The sequence below is a fragment of the Streptomyces sp. MP131-18 genome, assembly GCF_001984575.1.
Taxonomy (GTDB): domain Bacteria; phylum Actinomycetota; class Actinomycetes; order Streptomycetales; family Streptomycetaceae; genus Streptomyces; species Streptomyces johnsoniae.
The window spans coordinates 3698679-3723184 of sequence record NZ_LZNS01000001.1 but is presented as its reverse complement, the minus strand read 5'-3'; the positions used below and the strand labels follow the sequence as shown (position 1 = coordinate 3723184).

The following is a 24506-nucleotide window of genomic DNA, read 5'->3' as shown; positions in this document are numbered from 1 at the left end:
CTATGGAGCGGGCGACGAGAATCGAACTCGCGCTCTGAGCTTGGGAATCACCGTGCCAAACGAGCGGGGCATGGGGTCCTACCTGCACGAACGCTACCTCGGGCAGCCGTCTGGCGCGTTGCGTCGTGCCCCTCGTTGACCGTGGCTCCCCGCCCGTTCTGGCACGCTGCTCGTGTCAGGGCAGGAGGGTCAGGGCTGTGGTGTGCCGAGGTGTGATGGCGTGGAAGTGGTGGTGGTCCAGTGTGGCGACACTGGAAACCTTGAACCGCTCCGCAAGCGCGATCACCGAGGCGTCGGCGATGCCGAGTGGAAAGCCTCGGTACTGCTTCATGAGTTCCACCATGCGGGCAAGATCGTCCTGCTCGGTTGTTGTCTGGACGAGGTCGCCGGCGGAAATGGCCTCGACAAGGTTGATCTCTGCGTCAGGGCTTACGTACTTGGCGAGCAGGTAGCAGGTTTCAGTGAGAACGTACGGAGTGATGAGCAACTCGCCGTCGTGGGACTCCAGCAGATCGGCGCAGCTCTCGTGGTCCGGGTCGTTCTGGTTCAAAAGGGCGACCAACGGTCCGGTGTCAACGATCAGCATCCGGCTCGCCCAGCTCCTCGCGAGCGATCTCCTTGGCGCGGGCTCCGAGATCCGTCGAAGGGCCTTCGAAGCTCTTCAGGACCCGGAACCGACTCCGCCGAGGCATCTCGACGAGGCGCAGGGCATGCCGACGCAGTTCCTCGACCTGCTCGGGCTCAAGGCGCTCGATGAGGTCGTACAGATCGCTGTAGTCACGGGCGGCACTCATGACGGCTCTCCCTACTGCGCACGGCTCCTCAACCACGATAGCGCTCGGACGTCGCTGCCGGTGGTGTAGAGGCGAGAACGCAGGCCGCCCGGAGGTGACGCTGAGAGCGTCGGCGCTCGACGCACCAGGTCGGTGGAATGAGAGATGGCCCCTGAGCAGAAGGGGCACGCCGATGGATCGGGCACGCAACGGGCACGCGGCTCATAAATTGGTCTGGACAACACAACGGCCCAGGTTGGGGATCGTGTCCCTGACCTGGGCCTTAACCGTTGGAGCGGGCGACGAGAATCGAACTCGCGCTCTGAGCTTGGGAATCACCGCGCCTGGCAGTGCCGATAGCTCCTGTGACCTGCGGAAACGTCGCGGTGTGGGGGTCGGTTGGTAGGCTGTCGTAGACCTGTGTTGACCGGCGTTTACCGCTCGATCTGGTGCGCTTCTGGTGCGGCTGTTCGTGACTGACTCGGCGCCGTGGCTGGGTTGCCATCCGCGTGGACCTGGCATTCTGACATGCTGGGCTCGCGGCGAGCGGGGCGACTCATGCAGTGGAAGAAGCACGGACAGCGACGGATCTACGCGAACCAGTGGGTCAACCTTGACCTCATCGACGTGGAGCAGCCTGACGGGCGGCGATGGGAACATCACGTCGTGCGACTGCGTCATCTCGCCGTTGCGGCCGTGGTCAACGAGCAGCGTGAGGTTCTGCTGATGTGGCGGCACCGGTTCATCACGGATCGGTGGGCTTGGGAGCTGCCTAAGGGGCTGATCGAGGAAGGCGAGTCTCCCGAGGAAGCTGCGGCCCGTGAGGTCGAGGAAGAAACCGGCTGGCGCCCCGGACCGATGAAGCCGTTGATCTACGCCGAACCTGCGAACGGCATCACGGACTCGCAGCACTACGTGTTCCGTGCCGACGTGGCCACACAGATCGGGCCTCCGACGGAGAAGAACGAATCGGACCGCATCGAGTGGATACCGCTTGACCGTGTGCGCGACATGATCGACCGGCGCGAGATCATCAGCAGTGGATCACTCGTCGGCTTGCTCTATGTCCTCATGGACGACGCGCTTCGTTGACGTTCAGCGGAGCGTCGAGCGTAGTCGCGCCTCGAATGCCACAGCGGCAGGTACCTTGCGGTAGAAGGCGAGGTACTGATGGAACTCGCGCAGCTGGCAGAGCAGGGCTAAAAAGCATCTTTGTGAGCCGTGATCGCTGCCCCATCGGGGCATGCATCCGGCACAGTGAAGCCAGGAAACCTATCCTTCGGGTGAAGATCTTCTGCTTTGCGGCGCATGGGTATTCGCTCAATCTTTGATGCGAAGTTTGATCACAGTGCCATCATTCCCCACAGATACTGCGTCGTTGTTGGCCCGGCGCCTGCCGTACACTTCTGGGCGGCCTTGCCACTCCTCGCGCAGCCGGTGCGCGTGGCTCAGATAGGCGCTCACTTTCCCTTGCCGAAGTCGTTCGTACAGCTCCTTTTCGACGCCTCTGAAAATTTCGAAAGATTTCCCATTTAAAATGGGCATGGAGTATTTCACGCCCACGAAATCGCGCGAGCCGATTCTGATCTCAGAGCCAATCATCGAGTCGTGCCACTCCGCGATCGGCTCATCTAGAGGGAGTGAGCGCTGTGCTGCGACCCTAGGCGTTGCAAACTTTGCGGCTGCTTTATTGTCACCGGCGAACCTGAGTGTGGCATGCGCCGCGTTTCTGGCGAGAGTGCGAAAGAGCCATGGTTTGCCGCTCCCGGGGATATTGAACACCACAGGCAGATCTTGTTGGATCTCCTCGAACTTGGTGCGCTCGTCCTGTGATGCCAATATCTCATCTTGAGAAATTCCAAGCAAGTCGCTTTTCCGCTTGGTGAATTGCTCAAAGGTTGGTTGGCCTGATGTCCACTGGGGTGATTCCGGATTCTCGACGACGAGCTCGTCAAACTGTTCCGGCTCGCCAGACCACAAGTCCTCCTCCCCTGGCGGGTCTAGGACATCGATCTCTACCCCCGACACGGAAAGGCGGGAGGCGACGATTAGACTCGGAAGCGTTCGAGACGCTACTTCTACGGAACCCACCTGTAGTGACGCAGTGGCCATTTGCTGTCTAGAGTGATAGGCGCTTCCGTGGGTTCCCTTGCACTCCAGAACGAACACCTTGCAATTGGCTGTATTGCCACTTGCGTGACGCCCGATAAGGAAATAATCGGGGCGCATTGTCGTTTTGTTCTTTTGTCGGACCGGGCCTACTCCATCGAGAAATCCTGCTGCCAATGTGGTGTCAACGTCTACGCTTGAAAAAATCCAGCCGGGGTACTTGCGTTCCAGAATTTGTTTGGCCACGACCAGGGCCAAGCCAATTCCGATCTGCTCGGACTGGGCCACCTTGTGGTGGTGCACAATGTCGGCCCCCGTCTTGCTGAGGGCCAGCGTTTGTTTTGGTGTCTGCCTCAGCGTGGCACAGTAGCGGACGTGTGCCCAGTGGCGCGCGATATCAGCAAATGGTGAAGCGGCGACGAAGGTGGTCGCGAGACCTAGTTCGCGTAGTACTTCTGCTGGACTCGACTCCATGCCAGTAAGTAGCCTGGTGTCAACTGCCTCCAGTCGCTTACGATACATATACGAACTCTTGCGCTTTGGCCCAACACGCTCGCGCGCATATTGTTCTACATCGGCTGCCAACTGTGGCGTGGACCTCACAATTAGCTTCGAAGGGGTTCCCAGAGTGTCTACCAGCTCTTTGAAGCTGAGGTTCACTTCCCTTCTCCTCCACTGTGTGGCAGTGACCTTCATCCGTAAGACCGTAGATCGGCTGTCGGCCTAGGACAAGACCGCCTACGCAGGAGGGCGCGCGGACGCTCGTCTGCGCTCTCTTGCACTTCCGTCAGCGTTACTGCAAGTCAGGGCCTTCGTGCTGAACAGCGCTCGCCGAGTCCTGCGGAGCCGCACAGAGTGCGGCGCCCATCGATCGCACGCCAGTGTGAATCACTGGTGTGGAAAGCCACACTGCCGTGTGCGTCGCTCCCTGTCCCTGGAGCACCTGGGCTGCAGGAAGGGTGCCTGCTCATTCACCAAAATGATGACGAGTTGGAAAATCAAAGGCTCCTGGCGGTGGTCGATGTGGTTTATTATCGCAGTGCCCGTTTCTTTCGGTCATTCCGGAAAATTCGAACCGTTGATTCGTTAGCGGTTATTGGTGTCGGCAGTCAGCCAAGATGTGAAGTATCTCTGTTGTTGAGATGGTGGTGAATCCGCTTCATTTGCGTATGGTGTATGGCAAGGTCGGTAAGCTCATCCGGGGCAACAAAGCGAAGTTCTGTTGACTCGTCGGAGATTTCCAGTTGGCCGCCGGTGATGCGGGCGCGGAAGCAGATGTTGAACTGGCGGCGGACTTCGCCGTCTGTGTAGGCGATGATGTGGCGGGGGTCGGTGTAGGTGCCGACCAGGCCCGTGATCTCGATGTCGAGCCCGGTTTCTTCCTTGACCTCGCGGATGGCGGCCTGGGGCAGGGATTCGTTCATCTCCATGGCTCCGCCGGGTAGGGCCCATAGGTCGTTGTCCCGCCGGCGTTGCAGGAGGATGTGGCCCTCGTCGTTGGTGACGACTGCGGATGCTGCGACGACCATGCTGTTGGGCTCGGGGGCGTTGGGGTCGTCGTAGTACTCGGTGCGTGCCATGGTCAGTTGTCCTCGGCGGGGGTTGCGGTTTCCCAGACGGCGTCGAAGCTCTGGGCGTACGTGTCGAACATGCCGCTGCCGTCGTTGCGGCGGAGGTGCCAGACAGGGGCACCGTAAGCGTTCACGCCCCAGACGTGGGCGTTGACAAGCATCTGGTCATCCGCACGGTAGATCGAGTTGTAGAGCGTGGTCTCATGCGTGCGCACCTCGATGCCCGGGGTGCCGATCAGCGGGCGGTAGTGCATGAGGGCCAAGCGGCAACGGGACTCGATGCCGTGCCCGAACCGTTCCTCGTGGCCGCGCTGCTGGACGTTCGTGCTGTCGGCGTCCCCGATGGCGATACGGATGATGCAGCCTTCGGCAGCTCGTTCGCGGAGCAGGTCGTTGAAGCGCGGATACGCCTCGTGGAGGAACACGGCGGCGTAGACCAGGACGTCGATTCGTTCGCCGGCCTGGGTGAGCAGGTCCACGAACGCCGAGGTGGGGACATCGGCGCGCTTCTCGTGGAGGGCGACCAGCTCCGGGCTGACCGCGCGGGCGGGGCGGGACTGGCGAAGCGCCGGCCATAGTGCGTGCACGTCTTCTCCCAGGATCTCCGCTGCCGTGGTGGCCGTCGTCCGGCGCGGCGTACGACCCAGGTTCACCCAGCGCTCGACGGACTTGGGGTCCACGTCGACCTTCCGCGCGAGGGTGGCGTACGTCCAGCCTCCGGCCGTCATGACAGCTCGCAGTCTCTCGTTCGGCGGCACAGTCTCTCCCCACACGTCGGGACGGCACTAGGGACGTTACCCATCATGCAGGACGTCCCGAAGTGGGGTAACGCGGTTGTTCCGACGTCCCGTTGGCCGACGCGATGATCACGCAACGTAAAGCCCCCGCAGCCGTGGTGGACGGCCCGGGGAGTGGCCAACGCTGAGAAGGAGCGCCGACGTGCCGCACTGTATCGCCTGGATTCTCGATCCCCTGCTGACTTGGCTGTTTCCGCCGCCCGGACGGCACAGGGCGACCGAAAACGACGCTGTGGGCGACAAGACTGACCGTCCGACGGTCACGATCGCGGCTGTTCCGGGGGCCGCGTCGCGTGAGCACGTGGCGGGGACCGCGCTGGTCCGGCCGTACCTGGTGGCGGCTGAGGAACGGCGTGAGCGGCGGTTGCGTCGGGAACGGCGGCAAGCGCTTTGGTTCGCCTCGCACGGCATCGACGTGGGCGCTCACCGGATTCACGGCATCGAGGTGGCATGGTGACCCGGGTAACGCCTGTCGCCGTGGGCGTCGTCGTGGTCGACACGTCGTGCGGAGGGGTGGGGCGCGTCATGGATCTGCACGGCGAGCGGGTGTGGTTGCGCCCGGTGGGCGGCGGGCGCGAGTGGGAGGCGAAGCGCCCACGTCTCAAGCCTGTGCCTCACGCGGCGGAGGTGTCGCGATGAGTCCGCGGGCCGTCATCAAGGCGGCGGAATGGACCCTGGCGGAGGAGACGGCCGAGGGTGCACCGCGGGCGATCTTCCGCGTCGAATGCGTCACTTGCGGTGCCGAGTCGGAGATGGTCGACAACGAGCCACGACCCGTGGAGATGTGGGCGCTACAGCACACCGGACGGAACATCACGCACCGCCAATTCCGCCTGACTACGCAATGGTTCTGGCACGTGTTCCCGGCACCGGGTCACCCGCTCTACGAGCTGGAAGGCGGCGACTCCGCCACATAGACGGCCCTGACAGAGAACGAAGAAGGCCGGACCACCCCTTGGCCTGGGCAGCTACCGAGGTGGTCCGGTCGGGATTCCGCAGAACCCCGGTACCGATGGTATCGGGGCTGCGGTCGTGTCCTGCGATCCGCCGCCCCTGGAACAGGGAGGTGTGAAGACCCCAGGATGCGAGTAAGTCCAGCGATGCGCGCCGTGGTTCAGCAGGCGCCGAACGAGCCCGTGGCCCCCACAATCCCAGACGATGCCCCGACCGACGAACGTCCGCCACGACGATGCCGTTCGCTGCGCACGCAGGTGCGCGTGGCTGCCTGTAGTGCCGCCGGCCGGTACCGCGCTTCTCCGTCTTTCTCGTCACGGTCCGCGGTAGGGATCGCGACGCGGCGCTGTTGTTGCCCACCGGTGGGCGTTGACGGACGGTGCCGCACGCGGAGCGCGAGCAACCAGGGAGCGCGAACGTTCACGGGTGTGCGGGTGCCCCGGCCTTGCCTCGTGCAAGTGGCTCGGACTGGACGGCGGTTCGAGGTTGGCGGCGCGAGCGGCACGGTCGGCGCTGAGCGGGGCGGCAGACAGGAGCGGGCGGCGGCCGAGGCGCCGCGCCGCGCGGCCCGCTGTGCGGGCCGCCTTGATCAAGTAGAGAAACTTTGAACAGCGTGGGGGCGTGCCTCGGGGGCCTCAAGCGCACGCGGGCCGCCTTGCGTTGCGGGATGTCGGCGCCCGTGGGTCGCGTAGGCCTGACTGGGACAGAACTCGCCGTAGAAAAGTCCGGAGCGGCGGTCACAAACGCGTCGCTCAAGTTCCTTGGTCCTCATGCAGGCCGTCAAAAAAGAACCGGAGATGTGATGCGGACCACAGGTGCATGCGGTCACTCAAGGGCTGACGCCGCCCCTTGTCCCGGGCGAAGAGGAGACGCGTCGACTGCGCGGATCAACAGAAAACTCCGGCCGCACCAAGCCGGGGTGCGCGTGGTGACGTGGCTCTGCGCCGAGTACGGGAGGAACGAGGATGGCTGACGACGCGAGCCGCATAGCGGGCGGCATGAGCGTGGAAGAGAGGCAGTTGATCGCTGCGAGGGTGGAGGAACTGGCCGTGAAGGTGGACCGGCTGGAACGGCTGATCGCCAGGCTCGTGGCTGAGCCTGCTACGTCGCGTCCGGCCGTGAACGCTCCTCGATGACGCGTTCAAGCAGGGTCGTCATGTGGTCCACGCGGCCGGACAGTTCGTTCAGGCGCGCCGACAGTTCCTGATACTCCGTGCTGCCCAGTTCACGCCCTCCCTCCGGGGCCTCGCCAGCGCCCACGCGCGTGGCCCCGGACGGGGGCGGGTCGGCCACGAAGTTGCCCCGGCCCGGGACGGAGTAGATCAGTCCTTCTTCGCGCAGTAGGCGGAGTGAGCTGCGGGCCGTCATGTTCGCGATCTCGTATTCGGCTTCGAGTTCGCGCGAGGACGGCACCTTGTCTCCCGGGGCGAGCCGGCCGCTGCTGATCATCTGCCGAATGGCATCCGCGACCAGCCGGTAGGGCGGGGCGCCCGAGTGCTGCGGAAGCTTCATGTCCGAAGGGTAGCCCGCCTAGCTGGCTCAGCGCAGCTATGCCAGGGAGGATCACGTCCTCACTGAGCTAGGTCGCGCAGCAGAGTTGACGCGCTAGCGCACCTAGTGCACTATCGGTCTTGGTCGTGACCGCGACCCCAAGGTGAGGAGAGAAGAACCATGGCCATGCACCCGATTCAGAAGGACATCTCTCAGTCCTCGTGCCTGCTGGTGACCCCGGCGGCTCCGAAGGTGAAGGACCCGCAAACGGGGGAGATCGCGACCCATCGTGAGACGGGGGAGACGCTGTACACGGTCGGTGTGGTCGAGATGCTGGCCGGACGGGCGGACGTCCTGAAGATCACCGTTCCGGAGTCGGGCCTGTCGGACGGGCTGGCGCAGGGGGCGCCGGTTCGCCCGGTGGGGCTGATCGCGCTTCCGTGGGCGCGGATTTTCAACGGTCAGCTCAGTGACGGCATCGCTTACCGCGCGGAAGCCGTGGAGGCGGTCAAGTGAGCACCGAATCCGAACGCGTCTACCCGGTCCCGCCGCTGGACGGTGACGACGATCCGCGCTTCACGGTCGGCTTGCTGTTCGACGTGTGCCGCGTGATCGAACGGCACGGCTACCCGCCGGTCATCAGCGGTGGCGACCTGGTGGAACTCCAGATGTCGTTGTTCCGGTTCCTGTACCGGCCGACTCCCGGGGGGACTGAGATATGACCCCGGTGGAGATTGTTGGACTGGCCCCGACGGTTGCCGGGGCGGTGCTTGCCGCACTGCTCGTCTGGCTGTTGGTGTGGACGGTGCTCTACGTGCGCGCCGATCGCATGATGCGGGCCAGCATGCGGCAGGCGATACGTGTCCGGTCCGGATGGCGTCGCCTTGCGCGTATGCAGGGGTTGACGGTGACGGACAGGACGCCCACTGCGCTGGCGCAGGTGGGCGCGGGCGTCAACGGCGGGCAGGGGAAGCGGCCTGAGCCGCGCGTTGTGGTGCCGAAGATCCGTGTGCGGTCCGACCGGTTCGGCGTGGAGGTGCGGGCCCAGACGTTGCCCCGGGTCGGTCTGTCGGACTACCAGAAGGCGGCGTCCTACCTGGCGGACGCGTGGCGGTGCGCCCGGGTGTCGGTGCTGCCAGACGGGCCCGGAACGGTCCGCATTCGCGGGGTGCGGCATGATCCGCTGGCGGCTTCGACCGAGCACGTTCCCTCCGGTGAGGTGCCGGAGGTGGTCAGCAGGTGGGCCCTGGGGCTGGACGAGTACGCCTCCGACGTGGTGGTGAGCCTGGCCGAAGTGCCCGGGGTGACCGTGGCCGGTCTGCCTGGCTTCGGTAAGACCTCGCTGATTAACAAGCTGGTCTGCGACCTGGCGCCGTCGCCTGCGGTGCAGTTCGCGGTGGCGGACGGCAAGGCGTCAACGGCGGCGGAGGGTGATTACGCGGACGTGGCTGACCGGCTGTTCTCCTTCGTCGGTGACGACCTGGCGGCGGGCAACGAGTTGTTCAGTCGCATGGTGGAGCTGCGGCGGGCGCGAGCGGCGGCTATCCGCTCGGCGCTGGGTGTGCGGAACATGTGGCACTGCGGTCCGCGGGCGTCCTGGCCGTTGGTCGTGCTGATCATCGATGAAGCGCACACCTTCTTCCGCGAGCACAAGGGCAGCGACCCGGCGACGAAGAAGCTCGCCGCGCTCGCGGCGGAGAACGCCCGGCTCGTCGAGGACCTGGTGAAGAAGGGCCGGTCCGTGGGCATCCTCGTCATCCTGGCCACGCAGAAGGCGACTGGCGACGCGATTCCCACGTTCATCCGCGACGTGTGCCCGGTCGGGCTGAGCTTCGCACAGAAGACCATCGAGGCAGCCGTGGCCGCCCTCGGTGAGGACATCCGCAACTGGCCGGACGTCAGCCCGGTCGCCTTGCAGGACCCCACCTATGTGGGCGTGGCCGTCATGACGGTGCAGGGGCGCGAGGGTTTCACCCGGGTCCGCACGCCGTACGTGGACGACGCCCACACGGCCCGGATCGCCGCTGAGACCGCGCACCTCACGCGCAACCCGTCCGCCCTGCTGAACGGGACAGCGGGACACGGCGCGGAAGCCGCCTGAACTTGACCGCGTCGACGACAGGAAGGAGGTGAAACCCTCATGGCACACGACCGGATGACACAACGCGTCGTCACCGTGGTCATGGCCCTGATCGCCGCTCTGGCGTTCGTGTTCTCCTTCGGGAACGTCTGGGCGCTGGCGCTCCGCCTCGGCGTGCCCCGACCGATTGCCCCGTTGATCGCCCCCATGGTGGACCTGTCGGTCCTCGGGCTCCTGGTCGGCCTGCGCGCGTTGTCCCTGCGCGGCGTGCCGGCCTCCGAACTCAAGGGGGCTACCCGGCTCATGCACTTGTCCGGGCTGCTGACCCTGGCACTCAACGTCGCTGAGCCCATCCTGACCGGGCACTACGGCCGCGCCGCACTCGACGCGGTCGCTCCGATCCTCCTGCTCGGATGGGGACAGGTCGGCCCGCAACTCCTGCGCCACTTCCACACCGCAACGGAAGCCGTACCGGAACCGGACCCGGCGCCGCGACCGGCCCCCGAACCGGCCCCGGCTCCTGAACCGGCCTCGCCCGCCCTGCCCGACGTTCCGGTCAACGAGCCGCCCCCCGTTCCCCGGTCTCCGGCCGTGCCGGGCCCGCTGCTGGCGGCGGCCCGCTGCATAGCCGAGACCCACCGAGCCGAACACGGCGAACCGATCACCCCCGCGCAACTCGCCGCACGGCTGGGCGTCGCCCTGCCCGTCGCCCTCGCCGCGCACGCCCGGCTCTCCGCCTGAGCCGCTGGCCAACCCGTCCGCTCGGACTCAAGCACTCGAACGCCAAAGCCCCGGCCCGGGACGTCTGTTGCCTGCGAGCTCGCCGTCCCGGGCCGGGTGCCCTACCGATCCCTCGGAGGACACCTCAGCATGACACCCCAGACCATTCCGCCGCACCTCACCAGCCCCGCTATACGGGACCTGGTGGAGCTGGCCGATCTCGACGACTTCGACCGAGTACGCGCACAGGTCACCAGCGTGTCCGGCTGCACCCGCCCCGTGCGGCTCGTCGGCCAGAGCAGCACCGTGGACGGAACGACCGGCGAAGTCCTGCACACGTTCAACACCGCCGACGAACCGACCGGCCGCCTCCTGGTCCCCTGCGGCAACCGCCGATCCTCCCGCTGCCCCTCCTGCTCACGCCGCTACGCCGCGGACACCTTCCACCTGATCCGCGCCGGACTGACCGGCGGCAAGAACGTTCCGGACAGCGTGCGCACCCACCCGCGCGTGTTCGCCACGCTCACCGCGCCGTCGTTCGGCCCGGTCCACACCCGCCCCACCACGCCCACCGGGCGGCGGCTGCCCTGCCGCTGCGGCGCATGGCACGGCACGGACGCCCCGGTCCTGGGAACTCCTGTGGACCCGGCCACCTACGACTACGCGGGCGCCGTGCTGTGGAACGTCCACGCCTCCGCGCTGTGGGCCCGCTTCACCACCTACCTGCGCCGCGAAGTCGCCGCACTGCTCGACATGACACAGAAGGCGCTGAAGGCGGTCCTGCGGGTGTCCTTCGCCAAGGTCGCTGAGTACCAGCGGCGCGGCATGGTCCACTTCCATGCCGTGATCCGCTTCGACGGTCCCGACGGCTGCGACGCAGCGCCCCCGGGTTACGCCACGGCGGATGTGCTGGCGCGCGCCGTACGGCAAGCCGCGCGCCGCGTCGAGTTGACCGTCTCCTCCGACGCGGTGGGCGAACGGACTCTCCGGTGGGGCAACCAGCTGGACGTCCGCGAGATCGCGGGCTTCGGCGGCGGGGCGGAACTCACGGACAAGGCGGTTGCTGCCTACGTCGCCAAGTACGCGACGAAAGGCGCCGAATCCGCCGGGACCATCGACTACCCGCTGCACTGCTCGGCCTGCGACGGGCGCGGACAGCGGGCGGGCAACGCCTGCCGGCCGTGTGAGGGCACCGGCCTGAGCCGCCCGGTCGCCTCGCTGCCCGTCGTGGAACACGTGCGCCAGATGATCCGGACGTGCTGGGAGCTGGGACAGCTGCCGGACTTCGCGGGCCTCAAGCTCTGGAAGTGGGCCCACATGCTCGGCTTCCGGGGCCACTTCTCCACCAAGTCCCGCCGCTACTCCACCACGCTCGGGGCCCTGCGCGACGTGCGCCGCGCCTGGCGCCGCGAGCAGGCACACGAGCGGATGGGCCTGGATGCGGGTGGGGGCACGCTTGTCGTCGAGTCCTCCATGGCCTACCTGGGCACCGGCTACCGACCGGGTGAGGAACTGCTGACCGCCACCGTGCGGCACGAACGGAACCTGGTCCGGCTGTTCGCGGAGGGTGGTGCGGACCGATGAGGGACCGCTACCTGAGTGTGGACCAGGTGGCGGAGGTGCTGGGCACCACCGCGCGCTTCCCCCGGCGGCTGATCGCGGAACGGCGGATCACGTTCGTCAAGGTGGGGCGGCACGTCCGGATTTCGGAGAGCGCGCTTGCCGCCTTCGTGGAGGCCAATACCGTGCGCCCCAATCAGCGGCGCCGGTCCCGCTTCGGGAAGGTGGCCTGAGATGGCGAACGCCAAGGGCAGGCGGCGCCGGTTCGGTGCCATTCGCAAGTTGCCGTCCGGGCGCTGGCAGGCTCGGTATCCCGGTCCGGACGGTGTCATGCGTCCGGCGGACTGCACCTTCGAAACCAGCGGTGACGCGGATGACTGGCTGGCCGAGAAAAAGACGGAGATGCGGCGTGGGGAGTGGCAAGATCCGAATGCCGGGGTGGTCAACTTCGGGGAGTACGCCGTTCAGTGGGTCGATGAGCGGGACTTGGCGGCGACGTCCGAGGAGCTGTACCGGCGGCTCTTGCGGCTGCACATCCTGCCGCACTTCGGCGGACTCGACCTGGACGAGATCACCGCGCCCCGGGTGCGGACCTGGCGGGCGGAACTGCTGAAGAAGACGGGCGCGACGACGGTGGCCAAGTCCTACCGGCTGCTGAAGGCGATTCTTGAGACGGCGACGGATGATGAGCTGATCCGCCGCAATCCGTGCCGGATCAGGGGCGCGGGCAAGGAGTCCGCGGCTGAGCGGCCGGTGGCGACCGTGGCCCAGGTGGACGCGCTGGCCGACGTGATGGGGCCGCGCTGGTGCCTGATGGTCTACCTCGCCGCGTACGGCCCGCTGCGGCCCGAGGAGCAAGCGGAGATGCGGCGGCCGGATGTGGACCTGGACGCCGTGGGCGTGTGGGTACGGCGGGCCGCTCCGGAGCTGACCACCGGGCGGCGGGTCGTCGGCGACACCAAGTCGGACGCGGGGAAGCGGTTCGTCGTGCTGCCGGCCTTCATGGAGCAGGTGCTTAGAAGGCACCTGGCCGACACGAGTTCACGGCCCGCTGACCAGCACATATCCAGCGGCTCGCTTGGGTTGACGATTTTTTTCTCGCGTATTCGACACGGCCGTGGGACGGGCCCGCAGCTGCTCACCCCGCCCACACGGAGGAACGGGCCTCGGCTATCTCCCTGCCGCCGAGGAACACCGGCTCACCGCCGCTCGAGCAGGGGCCCTTGGTCCAGTCGGTCGGCTGCTCGCTGGCGAGCGGCTGACCCCCACCCGAGCTGAGTGAGCCATACATCTACTGTGTTCCTCTGCGCGAGACACCCGTGCCCCGCGCGGGCAGGAGCATCCGTCAGAGAGGGCCTCGCTCCGCTCCGGCGGCCTGCTCGTAACTCGCATCGTGGCAAGGAGCCTGGTCAGCAACCCTCCAGCGGGCGCCGCAGCCGAGGTATGTCCCAGATCTCCTCGGCCGTTGCACACTCGATCGGGACGGTGCATGGAGCGGCTTGCCCGGGGCCCTCTACTCGCCGTTCAGGGTCTCGCCGGCCTCGGGCGCGTTGGTGGGTTCGATGCTGGGGCCGCGGTATTCGGGATGAGCGCGGTCCATGACGCCGGCGACATGGAGGGGGACGGGTGGCGGGTGAGTGCGTCACAGGCGAGGGATTGGTGGCACCTGCGGCCAGTGAGACTGCTCGGGTACCCGAGCGACCGCGGCGCGCAGCGCCGTCCAGGCGGGGGATCAGAGATCCACACCGGCGAGCTAGTGCGGCACCGGAGGGGCGGACAAACGTATTGCGGCGAGCGGCTTCCCGCCCCTGCACCGGCCCGGCGGAACGGTACGCTGGCCGGGGCGAGTCCGGGGGAGGGCGGCTGAGATGACGGTTCCCGAAGTTCGGGTCGAGACGACCGAGTTGGATGCACGAGGGGCGCGGCAGATCGGAGCGCGTTCCCGTTCGTCGGAGCTGCTCGGCGACCGGGCCGCGGACGTGCAAGCCGCCATCGTGCAGGCATCGGACATCGCCCGGCGGGCGCTGGCGCAGACGCCCGCGCGTGACGGATGGGGGGTCTCCAGTGTGGAAGTCACCTTCGGGCTGACGCTGGCGGCGGAGGCCGGCATCATCCTCTCGAAGGCGTCAGCGGAGGCGTCCATCGAGGTCACCCTCACCGTGGAGCGGACCGCAGAGGCGCCATGACGCGGGCGGCGACGGGCTACTGGGTCGATCTCTATCACGAGGAGAAGCGCCTGGGAGCGGGTTTCCTCCTCACGCGCAACTTCGTGCTGACGGCCCTCCACTGCCTCCGCGGCGCCGGGGGGCTCGACGGCCGGCTGGACATCGCCCTGGCGGACGGGGGGCGGGTGCCGGCGAGGGTGCGCCGCACGGCCGACGAAGCCGACCTCGCGCTGGTCGAGATCGATGATGCCCGGCAGATCACGCTGCCGCTCCCGCTCGCACAGGTCGCCCCGCCCGGGGCCCGCTGGCGCAGCCCCTACCGGCCTTTCCCGAGCGATGTGGCACTCAGCGGCCAGGTGAATCACCGGACGCGCCACCTGTGCGAGGCGGGCGGGACGATCGAGGCCCTGCAGCTCACGGTCGATCAGCAGCTGGGCGACTACTCGGGCTACTCCGGCGGGCCCGTCGAGGGGGCGGACGACCGCGGGGGGCCGTTCGTGCTGGGGATTCTGCTGGAACAGGCGCTGAGCCGCGACCCCGGTGGCGGCCCGCGCGCCGCCAACGTGCTGTTCGCCGCGACGATCGCCGAGGCCATGCGGCGGTTCGACGACTACTTCGGCGTGGCCCACCTCGTCGACGTGCTCCGCCCGGCGACCGGGAGAGAGCGGCGGGCCGAGCCGCCGGACGGCGGTCACGGCCCGGGTACCGGGGGCATCGCCGAGGCGGAGTCCCTGCTCGTCGCCTTCCGGCAGTGGGTGCAGCGCGGGCTGATCGACCCCGTGCAGGCGACCGAGCTGAGTCTCGACGTCGCCAGGAGGCTGATCGAGAAGCAGCTGGGGGCAGGGGGGCGGGATGCGCTCTGAGCCGGGGTCCTGGGAGGACCTGATCGATTGGGCCGAACGGGCCGCCCGCGGTGATGCGGACTGCCGGGTCGTTCTGCAGGAGCAGGGCCGGAGCATCGTCCGCGGCCTGGCCGGGCAGGCTCCGCCGCGCGATATCCGGCGCTTCGCGTACGCCGTCCCCCTGCTCCAGAGCCTCGACGTCCCCGAAGACGTGGTGCGTTCCTGCTCGTTGCGGCTCGCCGCCTGGGCGCGGTCGGACTCCGCGCCCGGGAAGGAGGCGCGCAGCCTGCTGCGCAACCAGGTAGCCATGCTGCTGGCCGACCAGGGATACCTGCACGTCGCCTCGGTCCTGCTATGGCTGGTGCGGCTGGACGACTCCGGTGATTCCCCGCGCCTGGCGCGGACGCTGGCGAATCAGGCGGCGGTGGCGATGCGCCTCGGCGACGTCCGGGCCGCCGCCGCCCTGGCCGTGCGCGCGCGGAAGGTCCAGCAGGCAGTGCAGAAGGCGACGGGGCCCGCAGGGACGGCGGACGACCGTGCGGCAAGCCTCGAAACCCGGGTGGTCGTTCTCTCCGTTCTCGCGGAGGAGGCCCAGCGGTCGGGCGATCTCACCACGGGCGAGCGTCTCGCCGACGACCTGGCCGACGCCTGCCGCGGGCTGGTCGGGGTGCTCGGGGGCGAACACCCCTCCTGTCTCTCCGCGTTGACGACTCTGGCCACGGTGGAATTCCGCCTGGCGAGCCGGGAGGACTCCGTCGCACGCATGGAACGCGCCGCCGCGGTCGTCGCGGTAGCGGCGCAGAAGTCCGCCGCCACGCTGGGGCGGGGGCACCCGCAGGCACGGGCCGCGCTGGTCGCGCTCGCCGGCATGGAGGCCGAGACCGCGAGCCGTTCCGGTGAGGAGGCCCGGCTGCGGCGCGCGGCCGAACTCGTCGACTTCGCCGCCGCCCGCGGGACCGCGCCGGCGCCCGCTCTGTGGTTCACGCTCCTGGGTCCAGTCGGCATCCGGTGCGGCGGCGTGCGGCTTCCGGCCGGCTCACCGCAGCAACGCGCCCTGCTGACGGCCCTCCTGCTGCGCCACGGCGAAAGCCTCGCCGCCGGGGAGCTGATCGACGCGATGTGGGGCGAGTTGGTCCCGCCGCACGCGCCTGCCGCGCTGCGCACGTACGCCGCCCGCCTGCGCCGGAGTCTGTGGGACGCCGGCCGTCCGGACGTTCTCTTCGCCGAGTCCGGAGGCTATGCGCTCCGGCTGTCCCCGGGGGATGAGGTGGACGCCGACCTGGCAGGCCGCCTGACCCGGGAGGCCGAGGACGAGGCGCGGGCCGGCCGTTCGGCGCGCGCCCACGAACTCGCGGCGTCGGCGCTTGCCCTGTGGGAGGGCGAGGTGGCGCTGGAGGGTGTCCCGGGGCCGGCCGCGAGCGCGGCCCGCGACCGCTTCGCCGCCTGGCGGCTGAGTCTGCGCGAACGGCAGCGGCCCCCGGCGCCCGACCCCGGCAGGTCCTGGCGGCCGAGCCGGTGGCGGCTCGCCGAGGCGGCCCACAGCTCGCTGCGGCGCCTGCGTCGTGGGGCGGGCGGCGACGGGTCCGCGGTGTGGGCGCCGGCCGGTGCGGCGTACGGGGGGCGGTCGGTGCACAAGCTCACCGTTGCGAATGACCAGGTACGGCGGCTGCGGTCCGTCTACCTGCGCTGGGCCGAGTTGTATCTCGGCAGCCGCAGCGAAGCCGAGTCGGTGACGGACCATGTGCTCGACCAGCTGCTCACGGAGCGGACCGGGGCAGAGGAGCTGGAGCACCCCGCCGCCGACGCCTGGAAGGCGCTCAGGCACCGCGCGGCCGCGGTCGCGCGGGCCCGCGGCCGGCGGTTGCTCCCTGCGGACCCCGCGGCGTCCCAGATCCAGGCGCTGCACGATGCCGTCGACCCGCTCGGCGACACCTGGGACGGCGCGGCCCTGCTGCGCGCCCTCGGCGAACTGCCCGAGCGGCAGCACGACGTGCTCGTGCTGCGCTACTGCCTCGGCTACGGCACCGAGGAGACGGCCGACGCCCTGGGCATCGGCGAGGCCGCCGTCCGTTCCGCCGCCCGCTCCGCCCGCCTCCGGCTCAGGGAACGCCTGCGCACGGACTGACAGACTCGCCATGCAATGTGCGATATCACGCGGCCGTCGGCGGCCGGGACCTGAGATGCACGGACGCGTAGCCCTCCCACTCCTCCGCCACCGCATTCTCCTCGGATAGCAGCACACTCCGTCACCACCGAATGTGAGACAGGGCCACTCGTTTGACAGACCCGGGCCCTCTACTCGCCGTCCCGGGTTTCGCCAGCCTCGGGCGCATTGGTGGGCTCGATGCTGGGGCCGCGGTATTCGGGATGAGCGCGGTCCATGGCGCCGGCGACGTGGAGGGGGACGGGGTGGCGGGTGCGGGCGTCCCAGGCGAGGGACTGGTGGCACAACTGGGCTGCGAGCGCAGCGAGTTGCTGCGGATCGCGCTTTCCTGCGTGGGGGACGGTGATCTGGGTGGCGGTGAAGCTGTGCCAGTCCTTGCGTTGGAGGGCCCAGTCATCCGCGGGGAGGGTGAAGCGGGTATGTACGCCGCCGATGCTGCCGGCGTTGCCAAAGCCGTCGTAGGTGCGGGAGGCCTGGGCGATGTACCAACTGGTGTGGCCAGTGCTGGTGGTGCGCTGGTAGAGGCGCTCTTGGGGTTTGGGCGGGCGCTTGGGGTTCTTGCGCGGGCTGGCGGTGTTCTCCACCGGGGTGGGTACTTCGCCGTAGGAGGTGTTGATGGCGATCACGGAGACGGACCGTGTCGGGGTGCGCAGGTCATCACCCGGTAGTGGTCCCTTGCCGAAGCGGACGTTTTGCAAGCCCGGCCAGATGGTGCGGCATGCTTCCGTGTCCACGAAGATGATCAAGGGGCGGTCGGTGGGGAGGATCTTCAGGGCGGATTCGATGTGCTGGCGGGCCAGCAGGGCGCCCTCTTCGTGTCGGGCATGCCCCTCGCGGCCGATGGCGTGCTGGCCGAAGGCCGCTTCCGCCGCTGCTTGGGGCCGCCAGTCGTGGGTGCTGTGGTCGTAGGAGTCCATGTGCCAGGGACGATCGGGGTCGTTGTGGGTGTGGAGTGCGGTGAGGATTTCGACCATCTGTGTGCGGTCGGCAGCGCCGGGGCGTCGGTTGCTGATGCGCTGCTGGCGCAGGTGGATGCCGACCAGGATGGGTTCGTCCGTCAGGTCGGTGACGTGGCGCAGGCGGTCGTCCACGCTGCCGAGCCGGAAAAGGAGATCGCGTAGGGCGTTGATCGCCTTGTAGTCCTTGGGTACTTCAGTCTCGGCGTCGGATTCTGCTTCTGCCGTGTCGTCCGGTTCCGGTGGGGCCTGGCGGGCCAGGAACTGGGAGACGATGTTGCGCTCGTACAGGGCGCGGCGCAGATCGCGTTTGTGGTCGTGGCGGTGCTGGCCTGTTTCGCGTTCGCGTTTGGTCGGTTTGGGGTTCCAGATGGTCTCGACCCAGGCGCCGTTGAGGGCACCGTCCGCAAATTGGTCGAGGAAAGCCAGCTCGTCATCCCAGTCGACCCTCTCGGCGCGGTCGAGGGCCGGCAGGCGGTGGAAGCGGACGATGAGCCGTTCGCTCAGGTGGTGGTCGTCATGGTCGCCGCAGTCGAGCAGCCGGTCAGGGGTGTTCGTGTAGGGGGCGAGGGCCTCGGCCATCCTTCGCCGGGTGGTGCCGTCGTTGTAGAGCGCGATAATGCGAACGGTTTCGCTGCCGGTGGCGGCGAGGGCGTGGTCGAGATCCGCGCGGGTGACGGCACCTTTGGTGGGGCGGGTGAGTTCGACACCGGTGGGTTCGAAGCTTACTTGAATGATCCTGGGGCGTTTGATCGTCTCGTTGATGTGGTCGGCGAGGATTTTGTTGAAGCGGGTGCCGACGCCTTTGCCGAGGACGTGGGGAACGGGGGCGGGTACGAGGGCGCGCATCTGGCCTTTGAGTGCGGCGAGATCGTCGTTGGTGGGCCAGGCGGCGAAATCCATGCCGCAGGCTTCGAGGACTTCGGCGGCGTAGTTGCGGGCGTAGGGCACCCACTGGCCGTCGCTATTCTTGGTGTGGCCGATCGGCATCCGCAGCAGCGTTTCCTTGTGTGTGCTGTGCTCGATGAATACGGTGCGGGTGCTGGCCCAGTGGGTGGCCAGCCTGCTGAACGTGGGCAGCACATGGAGGGCGAACAGCGGCTCGCCGGGCTGGGTGACGACACGGAAGTCCAGTTTGTGCAGGGCGTATCCGCTGCGTTTGGGCTTCTGCGTGGTCCGTTTGGTGATGTTTTCCCAGCTGATGAGGCTGCCCTGGGTGTCCATGCGCCAGCGGATGTGGCGCATGCGCGGGCCATTGGGAACGGGCAGCGGGGTGCGGGCAAGGCGCTGGGCGAAGTTCCAGGCGGCGACGCGGTAGAACCAGCTCGGGGCATGGGGGGTGCCGTGCTCGGCGCCGCGCACGTACGTCGACAGATTGGGGTGTTCGACGTCGGCGGCGGTCAGCAGAGGGGCGAGTGTGTTGGCGTCCTCACCCTTGCGTACGCACCGCTCCCAGTCTCGTACTGCAGTGGACAGAATCCAGGGGTCGAAGGGCCGGGTGGTGACGGCGACTGCGGGCTGGGCGAATTCGTCGTCGACTACTCCGTAGCAGTGTGGCATGAGGACGACGGGCTGGCCCGACACCGCGCTGAGTGCGGAGGCCAGTCCGGCATACGGCGGGCGGCGCGGCTTGCCGTTCTTGGCGTCGCCGTAGCTGGGCAGGGCACTCCAGGCTTCCCCGAACTCGCGGTTGAGGGGGTAGAGCGTGATCTTACCGAGCGCGGTGTGGGGGAAGAGGAAGGCCAGGGTGCTGATCATCGGGCGGACTCCCGGGCGTGGCGGTCAGCGAAGCGGAAGAAGGCGTCCAAGGTGGTGCCGTAGTAGCGGCGCATGCGGGACAGTTCGTTGCTCGTGGCCCACTGCTCGCGTAGCTCGCGGATGAGGTGGGGCAGGTCGGAGTTGCCGCCTGTGTCCAGGAAGGCGGCGTCGACCAGCTTGATGCGGCCTGGTGTGCCTCCCCGGCGGGCGCGACCGACGAGTTGAATGAGGCTGATGATGAGTTCTGCGGCGATGGCTCTCTTGGCCCGGGGTGGCAGAGAGCGGAAGTAGCGTTCGCTGGTGACCAGCTTTTCGAAGTAGTGGCCGGCCACCACGTGGCGTCGCTCGAGCTCCGTCCAGGGTTCGCTGCTGGACTCCTTCTCGTCCAGGGCTCGGGCACCGACGTGGGCGAGGAGCTCATCGGGCTCGTCGACCAGCGGGACGGGGCGGATGGCGAGCCAGATGGAGCCAATCGCCGACTTGTTGGACTGCGGCGCGAGGATGTTCAGTCCGCGTTCGGCCCGGCCCAGGGGAGCGATCAGGATCCGGGCCTTGGGCAGCCGGGTGAACGATTCCAGCTGGTCGCCGGGGATCTCGTGCCACAGCGGCTCGCCGGACTCATCGTGGCGGGAGGCCGGTTCGTCGTCCGGACGAGGCCGGACGGCTACCGCGATCAGCCCGGGTTCGGCTCCTCCGGCCAGCAGGCCGTCGCGCAGATGCTGGCAGCTGTCGTAAGAGGTGGTGACAAGCAGAATGGAGTCCTGGACGCGATGCTTGCTCAGCCGCCCGAGGTCCTTGAGCTCGCCGCGCAGCCTGGGCCACATGCGCCGACCCAGCAGACGCGTGGCCTCGATCCGTTCTTTGCCAGTGATACCGGACACGCGCAGCATCTCTTCTCCAAGTCCAGGGAAGAGGTCGGCTTCGATGCTTACTCCGTGATCGACATCGTCGGGCACCCACCAGGTAGGCGCGGTGTGCACGTGGTGGCGGTGCGCACCGGGCGCGTAGGCAGTGGCGGACAAGCCCAGCACGATGCGCCTGTGGCCGCTGTGGGCCAGGGCGGTGATCTGGCCCAGGGTAGTGATGTAGGTATGTGGGTCCCCGCCGAAAGCCGCCACACTCAACCGGGTGTCCTGCGGTACCTCGGTCCTCACGTCCTCGGTGAAGGCGAACATCAGCCGTCCCTGTGGACCGTGCGGGATGGCCCGCCACGCGCTGAAGGGTCCGAGTACGTCGGCGATGTCACGGGCTGTCTCCACGCCGGCCAGCTTGAGCTGTTGCGCGTTGTGAACGAAGCGGTAGAGCAGCAGCCGCAGTGGTTCGAGGAAGGCCCGGCGCAGCATCCGGTCCAGTACGTCGGCCCGCACCTGCTGATTGGGCACCCACGGGGCCAGCAACTGCTCCAGCTGCCTGCGCACGTGGGAGAGGGATCCGGCCTGCGAGTCCGGGTCGATGACATCCCGCAGGAGTTCGGCGAGCGGATGCAGGTGCTCAGGCAACGCCGCCATCTTGATCTTGCGCTCGTACAGGGCGGCGAACAGGCCACGCTCCGCCACGTTCGGGGAGAAGCCCCGCTCGTGCCCGGTCACCTGCTGGTCATCGTTGGCGAACAGGGCACGCAGCTGGGTGCTGATCCACCCGTCCCAGCGCTGCGGAATGATCCACCGCCGCTCCTGCGTCGGGCGCCCCGAGGCCTTGAGAGGGCTGCCCTTCTTCTTTGTGTCTGTACGGTCGCTGGGACCGAGAGCGCCGTGGGCGAGATGGCTGGTGTAGGTCTCGGCAAGCCAGCGGGTCCTCATCAACGTGTTGCGCATGCTCTCATCCAGGGCCGGACGTACCCGTCCGAAGGCCTGGATGAATTCGCCGTCGAGCCTCAGCAGCGGGCGCTGGTCGTGGCGGTTGCCCCAGGCCAGGGTGAGTCCCCGCCCGGCCCGGCCCAGTACGAAGGACTGGAAGGCGTCGACTTCGTCGAGGGCGGTGAACTGGCAGCGCCGCAGGATCAGTTCCTCCACTGTCATCCGCTCGACGATGGCACCGGAGTCGACCTGAACCGGGATGTGCAGATGCCCCTGGTAGAGATTCGCGTGTGTGGTGACGATGATCTGTGCTGTGCAGGCCTGCCGGACCAGACGGAACTTCCCGCAGACCGCACGGAACGGGCACGCGCAGGCCCCCTGCCGCCGTGCCTTCGAGCCCCTTCCTGGTTCCGGGGCACCGACGGGCCGATACGGGATCAGGGACATGCAGGCCTCATGACCGGGAACCCACGCGTCGACCTCATCGTCGACGGTGGCCAGCGACGGTAGGGCGCACCCGTAACCGAGCCGGTCCTCCGCCCACTTGATGAAGGCCCGGTCCCTCGACTCGGCGGCCACCTGGTCCAGGGCGGTCATCATGCTGTTCGGTGACATCAACGGCACGACCAGCTGCTCGGGATGCTCAACTCCGCATGAGCGCAGGTCCTTCTCGATGCCGTACGCCATCTTCAGCGCCGCCATGGTGGTGGGAACGGCCAGGCCCAGCGTGACGCCTTCCGACTGGGCCCAGGAACCCAGGCTGCGCATCAGCACGCTTTTGCCGAACCCGGTCGGGGCCTGGAGTACCTGCAGGTTCCCTGCCTCAACGTGCAGCAAGTCGCCGAGCTCGACGTCGTCCCCCGTACGCAGCTGAGCAAACAGCGGTTCGAGAGACTCGGTGCGGAAGGTCTCACCGGCCCGCTGGTCCAGATCTCTGTTCAGGGCGAGGAACGCCTCCACCTTGAGGGCCAACGCCCCGGCCGTCGGCGCGGTGTGCACCGCGACCGGCTCGGCCTGAGGAGCCGCATGCCGCTCCTGAAGGCTGTAGTGGGCCTGGACAGCCCACGTGGAGTCGTGGCCGGCCACCGGTACGCGCAAGGTGGTCACGTAGTCGCCGGGCTCGGCCTCGGGCAGCGAGCGGGAGTCCTCGGCGCGCAGCCGGTCGATCTCCTCCAGCAGCACATCGGCCAGCTCTTGGGGCAGCATCCCGTGACGGGCGGCGAGCAAGCCGTTCGCCTGCAGGACGTACTCACAAAGTGCCCCTGTGGCCAGGAACCGCTCCGCGTCCGTCGTCAGCGACTCCTCGTTGCTCAGTCGGTTGGGGCGCTGGCGCAGCATGCGGCTGAGCCGTCGCTGTTCTTCGCCCGACAGCTGTCGGTACTCGGCCCACGCGTCGTACTGTCCTGTGAGCAGATAGGACACGCGCTCAAGGTCGGTGCCGGCGCTACCGTCCGCCGCCCGCACCGGAAAGTGCAGTTGCGCCAGTGCGCACGCGCAGGCGATGACCTTCGGCAGAATCCGCCGATCCAGCTCACGGTCCTTCTCCGCCAGGTGCCCGGTCATCGCCGACCAGCCTTCCGTACCTCAGCTTTGGCCGCCTTGACGACCTCGCTTACCAGTGCGATGGTCAGATTCGGCAGAAGTTCAGCCAGCTCGTCGCGTTGCGCTTCACCCCGGTAGTCGGGAATAGCGATGGTGCGGGCCGCTGGCGGTTTCCTACGCAACCGGTCGGCCAGCGACACCGCGCACGCGTAGTCCTTCACATCGATCCGTAGCTCCCAGCCGGTCGCGGGGACCCGGACCAGCAGGTCGTAGCGGTCCTTGCCCGGCCACAATTGGACCTCTACACCCCGCTCCTTGAGTGCCTCCAACCTCTCGAAGAGGTAGATCTCGGATACTCCGGAGATGACGATGTGTCGCCAGACCGCGGTCTCTACGCACATGCTTCGCTTCGGCCCCTCTCGGTAAAGGGGGCGGGCCGCCGGCTGCCGCGGCACGCTGCCGTCCCGCCGCTGCAACATCGGGCGCCCCTTGGCGGAGTCGGCGCGCACGAAGTACGCCGCGTTGTGCAGGGGAAAGCGGCAGCGCACCTGCGAGCCGTCGACGTGCATCGGCCACTGGCACACAGGGCACGGCCACCAGAACTTCCCCTTGAACACCTGATCGGCTGGGATCGGCGCGTAGCGCACGGACTTACGCATGCCGACCGCCTGGCTGAACAGCTCCGCCAGTTGCCGCTCACCGCCCGCAGGCTGCTTGACCACGAAGCACCTGTGAGCGGTGTACTCCTGTTCGCTGGCACCCTCATTGATTTTCTGGAAAGCCTCGCGCTCCACCAGCTCGCCGTGCATCCACGCCCACGTGGGCAGCCAGCGGCGCGCCGGATCCACACCCCCGCTGAGCAGCTCGACGATGTCCTCGCACCCTTCGGCGTATACGTCGTCGCTGAGCTCGCCGCCGTGGAGGACCGTCAGCGAGCCCATCCCGCTGTCGGCGAACAGATCGGGAGCCATCTGCGCGAGGGGATGATGCAACGCCTTGATGAGCGTCGTCGGTGTATTCGGGCCCCGGCCCGGGCCGCAGACGGACATGACGACTCCGGTCATGCGGGCGATCTCTCGGCGGGCGGCAGGTTCCTCGTAGCGGCAGGTATGCGCGTACCCCGCACGGACGGCCGCGCTGATCAGCACTCGGCGGTGATACTGCGAAACGTCAGACGACAGCGTCATCCGGCTCTCCATCTCACATCATTAAGTGACCACGAAGGAGC

General features: G+C 67.9%; 22 protein-coding genes. 13 read left to right on the top strand and 9 right to left on the bottom strand.

The features are described 5' to 3' along the window. Window positions 1–175 precede the first annotated feature (175 nt). Window positions 176–586 carry a PIN domain-containing protein gene (locus STBA_RS16585; protein WP_077059999.1) on the bottom strand — a complete coding sequence of 137 codons (411 nt, stop codon included), beginning with the start codon at window positions 584–586 and terminating at the stop codon, window positions 176–178. Further along, entirely contained in the window at window positions 573–794 is a 222-nt protein-coding gene (locus tag STBA_RS16580; RefSeq protein WP_077059998.1) for a hypothetical protein, read from the bottom strand. Before STBA_RS16580 ends, STBA_RS16585 begins: the two co-directional genes overlap by 14 nt. 537 nt (window positions 795–1331) lie before the next feature. Here STBA_RS16580 and STBA_RS16575 point away from each other — a divergent pair. Continuing rightward, complete coding sequence (locus STBA_RS16575; RefSeq protein ID WP_077059997.1) at window positions 1332–1865, top strand: NUDIX hydrolase; 534 nt, start codon at window positions 1332–1334, stop codon at window positions 1863–1865. 228 nt (window positions 1866–2093) lie between these two features. Here the strand turns inward: STBA_RS16575 and STBA_RS37175 are convergent, their stop codons facing one another. The 3 genes from STBA_RS37175 to STBA_RS16565 all read right to left on the bottom strand — a co-directional run bounded on the left by STBA_RS37175 (window position 2094) and on the right by STBA_RS16565 (window position 5181). Continuing rightward, window positions 2094–3542, bottom strand: coding sequence for a hypothetical protein (locus STBA_RS37175; RefSeq protein WP_143659498.1), 1449 nt, complete (start codon window positions 3540–3542; stop codon window positions 2094–2096). Window positions 3543–3991: 449 nt separating this feature from the next. After that, a complete protein-coding gene (locus STBA_RS16570; RefSeq protein ID WP_077059996.1) occupies window positions 3992–4462 on the bottom strand; it encodes an NUDIX domain-containing protein in 471 nt (156 codons plus the stop codon). Window positions 4463–4464: 2 nt separating this feature from the next. Then, on the bottom strand, window positions 4465–5181 hold the full coding sequence (locus STBA_RS16565; RefSeq protein ID WP_077059995.1) for an XRE family transcriptional regulator: 717 nt from the start codon (window positions 5179–5181) through the stop codon (window positions 4465–4467). A gap of 211 nt (window positions 5182–5392) precedes the next feature. Between STBA_RS16565 and STBA_RS16560 the strand changes: the two genes are divergently transcribed. Beyond that, window positions 5393–5707 (top strand): hypothetical protein, encoded by a 315-nt coding sequence (locus STBA_RS16560; protein ID WP_077059994.1) that lies wholly within the window; start codon window positions 5393–5395, stop codon window positions 5705–5707. 178 nt (window positions 5708–5885) lie between these two features. Continuing rightward, entirely contained in the window at window positions 5886–6167 is a 282-nt protein-coding gene (locus STBA_RS16550) for a hypothetical protein (protein ID WP_077059992.1), read from the top strand. A gap of 1138 nt (window positions 6168–7305) precedes the next feature. Here the strand turns inward: STBA_RS16550 and STBA_RS16545 are convergent. Further along, on the bottom strand, window positions 7306–7716 hold the full coding sequence (locus tag STBA_RS16545) for a winged helix-turn-helix domain-containing protein (protein WP_077059991.1): 411 nt from the start codon (window positions 7714–7716) through the stop codon (window positions 7306–7308). Window positions 7717–7875: 159 nt separating this feature from the next. Here STBA_RS16545 and STBA_RS16540 point away from each other — a divergent pair, with 159 nt between their 5' ends. From STBA_RS16540 to STBA_RS38840, 10 genes are all read left to right on the top strand, one after another. Continuing rightward, window positions 7876–8211: a hypothetical protein gene (locus STBA_RS16540; RefSeq protein ID WP_079251970.1), complete on the top strand. Its 336-nt coding sequence runs from the start codon at window positions 7876–7878 to the stop codon at window positions 8209–8211. Further along, entirely contained in the window at window positions 8208–8417 is a 210-nt protein-coding gene (locus STBA_RS16535; RefSeq protein WP_077059990.1) for a hypothetical protein, read from the top strand. Before STBA_RS16540 ends, STBA_RS16535 begins: the two co-directional genes overlap by 4 nt. Further along, window positions 8414–9796, top strand: coding sequence for an FtsK/SpoIIIE domain-containing protein (locus STBA_RS16530; protein WP_079251969.1), 1383 nt, complete (start codon window positions 8414–8416; stop codon window positions 9794–9796). The genes STBA_RS16535 and STBA_RS16530 overlap by 4 nt, the downstream gene beginning before the upstream one ends. A 39-nt stretch (window positions 9797–9835) precedes the next feature. Next, window positions 9836–10516, top strand: coding sequence for a DUF2637 domain-containing protein (locus tag STBA_RS16525; protein WP_077059989.1), 681 nt, complete (start codon window positions 9836–9838; stop codon window positions 10514–10516). Between the two features lie 129 nt (window positions 10517–10645). Next, window positions 10646–12079: a replication initiator gene (locus STBA_RS16520; protein ID WP_077059988.1), complete on the top strand. Its 1434-nt coding sequence runs from the start codon at window positions 10646–10648 to the stop codon at window positions 12077–12079. Then, complete coding sequence (locus STBA_RS16515; protein WP_077059987.1) at window positions 12076–12288, top strand: excisionase family DNA-binding protein; 213 nt, start codon at window positions 12076–12078, stop codon at window positions 12286–12288. The genes STBA_RS16520 and STBA_RS16515 overlap by 4 nt, the downstream gene beginning before the upstream one ends. A gap of 1 nt (window position 12289) precedes the next feature. Then, entirely contained in the window at window positions 12290–13333 is a 1044-nt protein-coding gene (locus STBA_RS16510) for a site-specific integrase (protein WP_171987719.1), read from the top strand. A 590-nt stretch (window positions 13334–13923) separates the two neighbouring features. Beyond that, window positions 13924–14241: a CU044_2847 family protein gene (locus tag STBA_RS36550; RefSeq protein ID WP_077059986.1), complete on the top strand. Its 318-nt coding sequence runs from the start codon at window positions 13924–13926 to the stop codon at window positions 14239–14241. Beyond that, complete coding sequence (locus STBA_RS16500) at window positions 14238–15083, top strand: serine protease (protein WP_077059985.1); 846 nt, start codon at window positions 14238–14240, stop codon at window positions 15081–15083. The genes STBA_RS36550 and STBA_RS16500 overlap by 4 nt, the downstream gene beginning before the upstream one ends. Continuing rightward, complete coding sequence (locus STBA_RS38840; RefSeq protein ID WP_077059984.1) at window positions 15073–17187, top strand: sigma factor-like helix-turn-helix DNA-binding protein; 2115 nt, start codon at window positions 15073–15075, stop codon at window positions 17185–17187. Before STBA_RS16500 ends, STBA_RS38840 begins: the two co-directional genes overlap by 11 nt. Window positions 17188–17357: 170 nt before the next feature. Here STBA_RS38840 and STBA_RS36535 read toward each other — a convergent pair whose 3' ends face one another. The 3 genes from STBA_RS36535 to STBA_RS16475 are packed head-to-tail and all read right to left on the bottom strand — an operon-like array spanning window position 17358 to window position 24465. Then, window positions 17358–19940 carry an RNaseH domain-containing protein gene (locus STBA_RS36535; protein ID WP_107485063.1) on the bottom strand — a complete coding sequence of 861 codons (2583 nt, stop codon included), beginning with the start codon at window positions 19938–19940 and terminating at the stop codon, window positions 17358–17360. Beyond that, window positions 19937–23299, bottom strand: coding sequence for a hypothetical protein (locus STBA_RS16480; RefSeq protein ID WP_077059983.1), 3363 nt, complete (start codon window positions 23297–23299; stop codon window positions 19937–19939). The genes STBA_RS36535 and STBA_RS16480 overlap by 4 nt, the downstream gene beginning before the upstream one ends. Then, window positions 23296–24465, bottom strand: a complete 1170-nt coding sequence (locus tag STBA_RS16475; RefSeq protein ID WP_143659497.1) for a hypothetical protein — start codon at window positions 24463–24465, stop codon at window positions 23296–23298. Before STBA_RS16475 ends, STBA_RS16480 begins: the two co-directional genes overlap by 4 nt. Window positions 24466–24506: the final 41 nt, after the last annotated feature.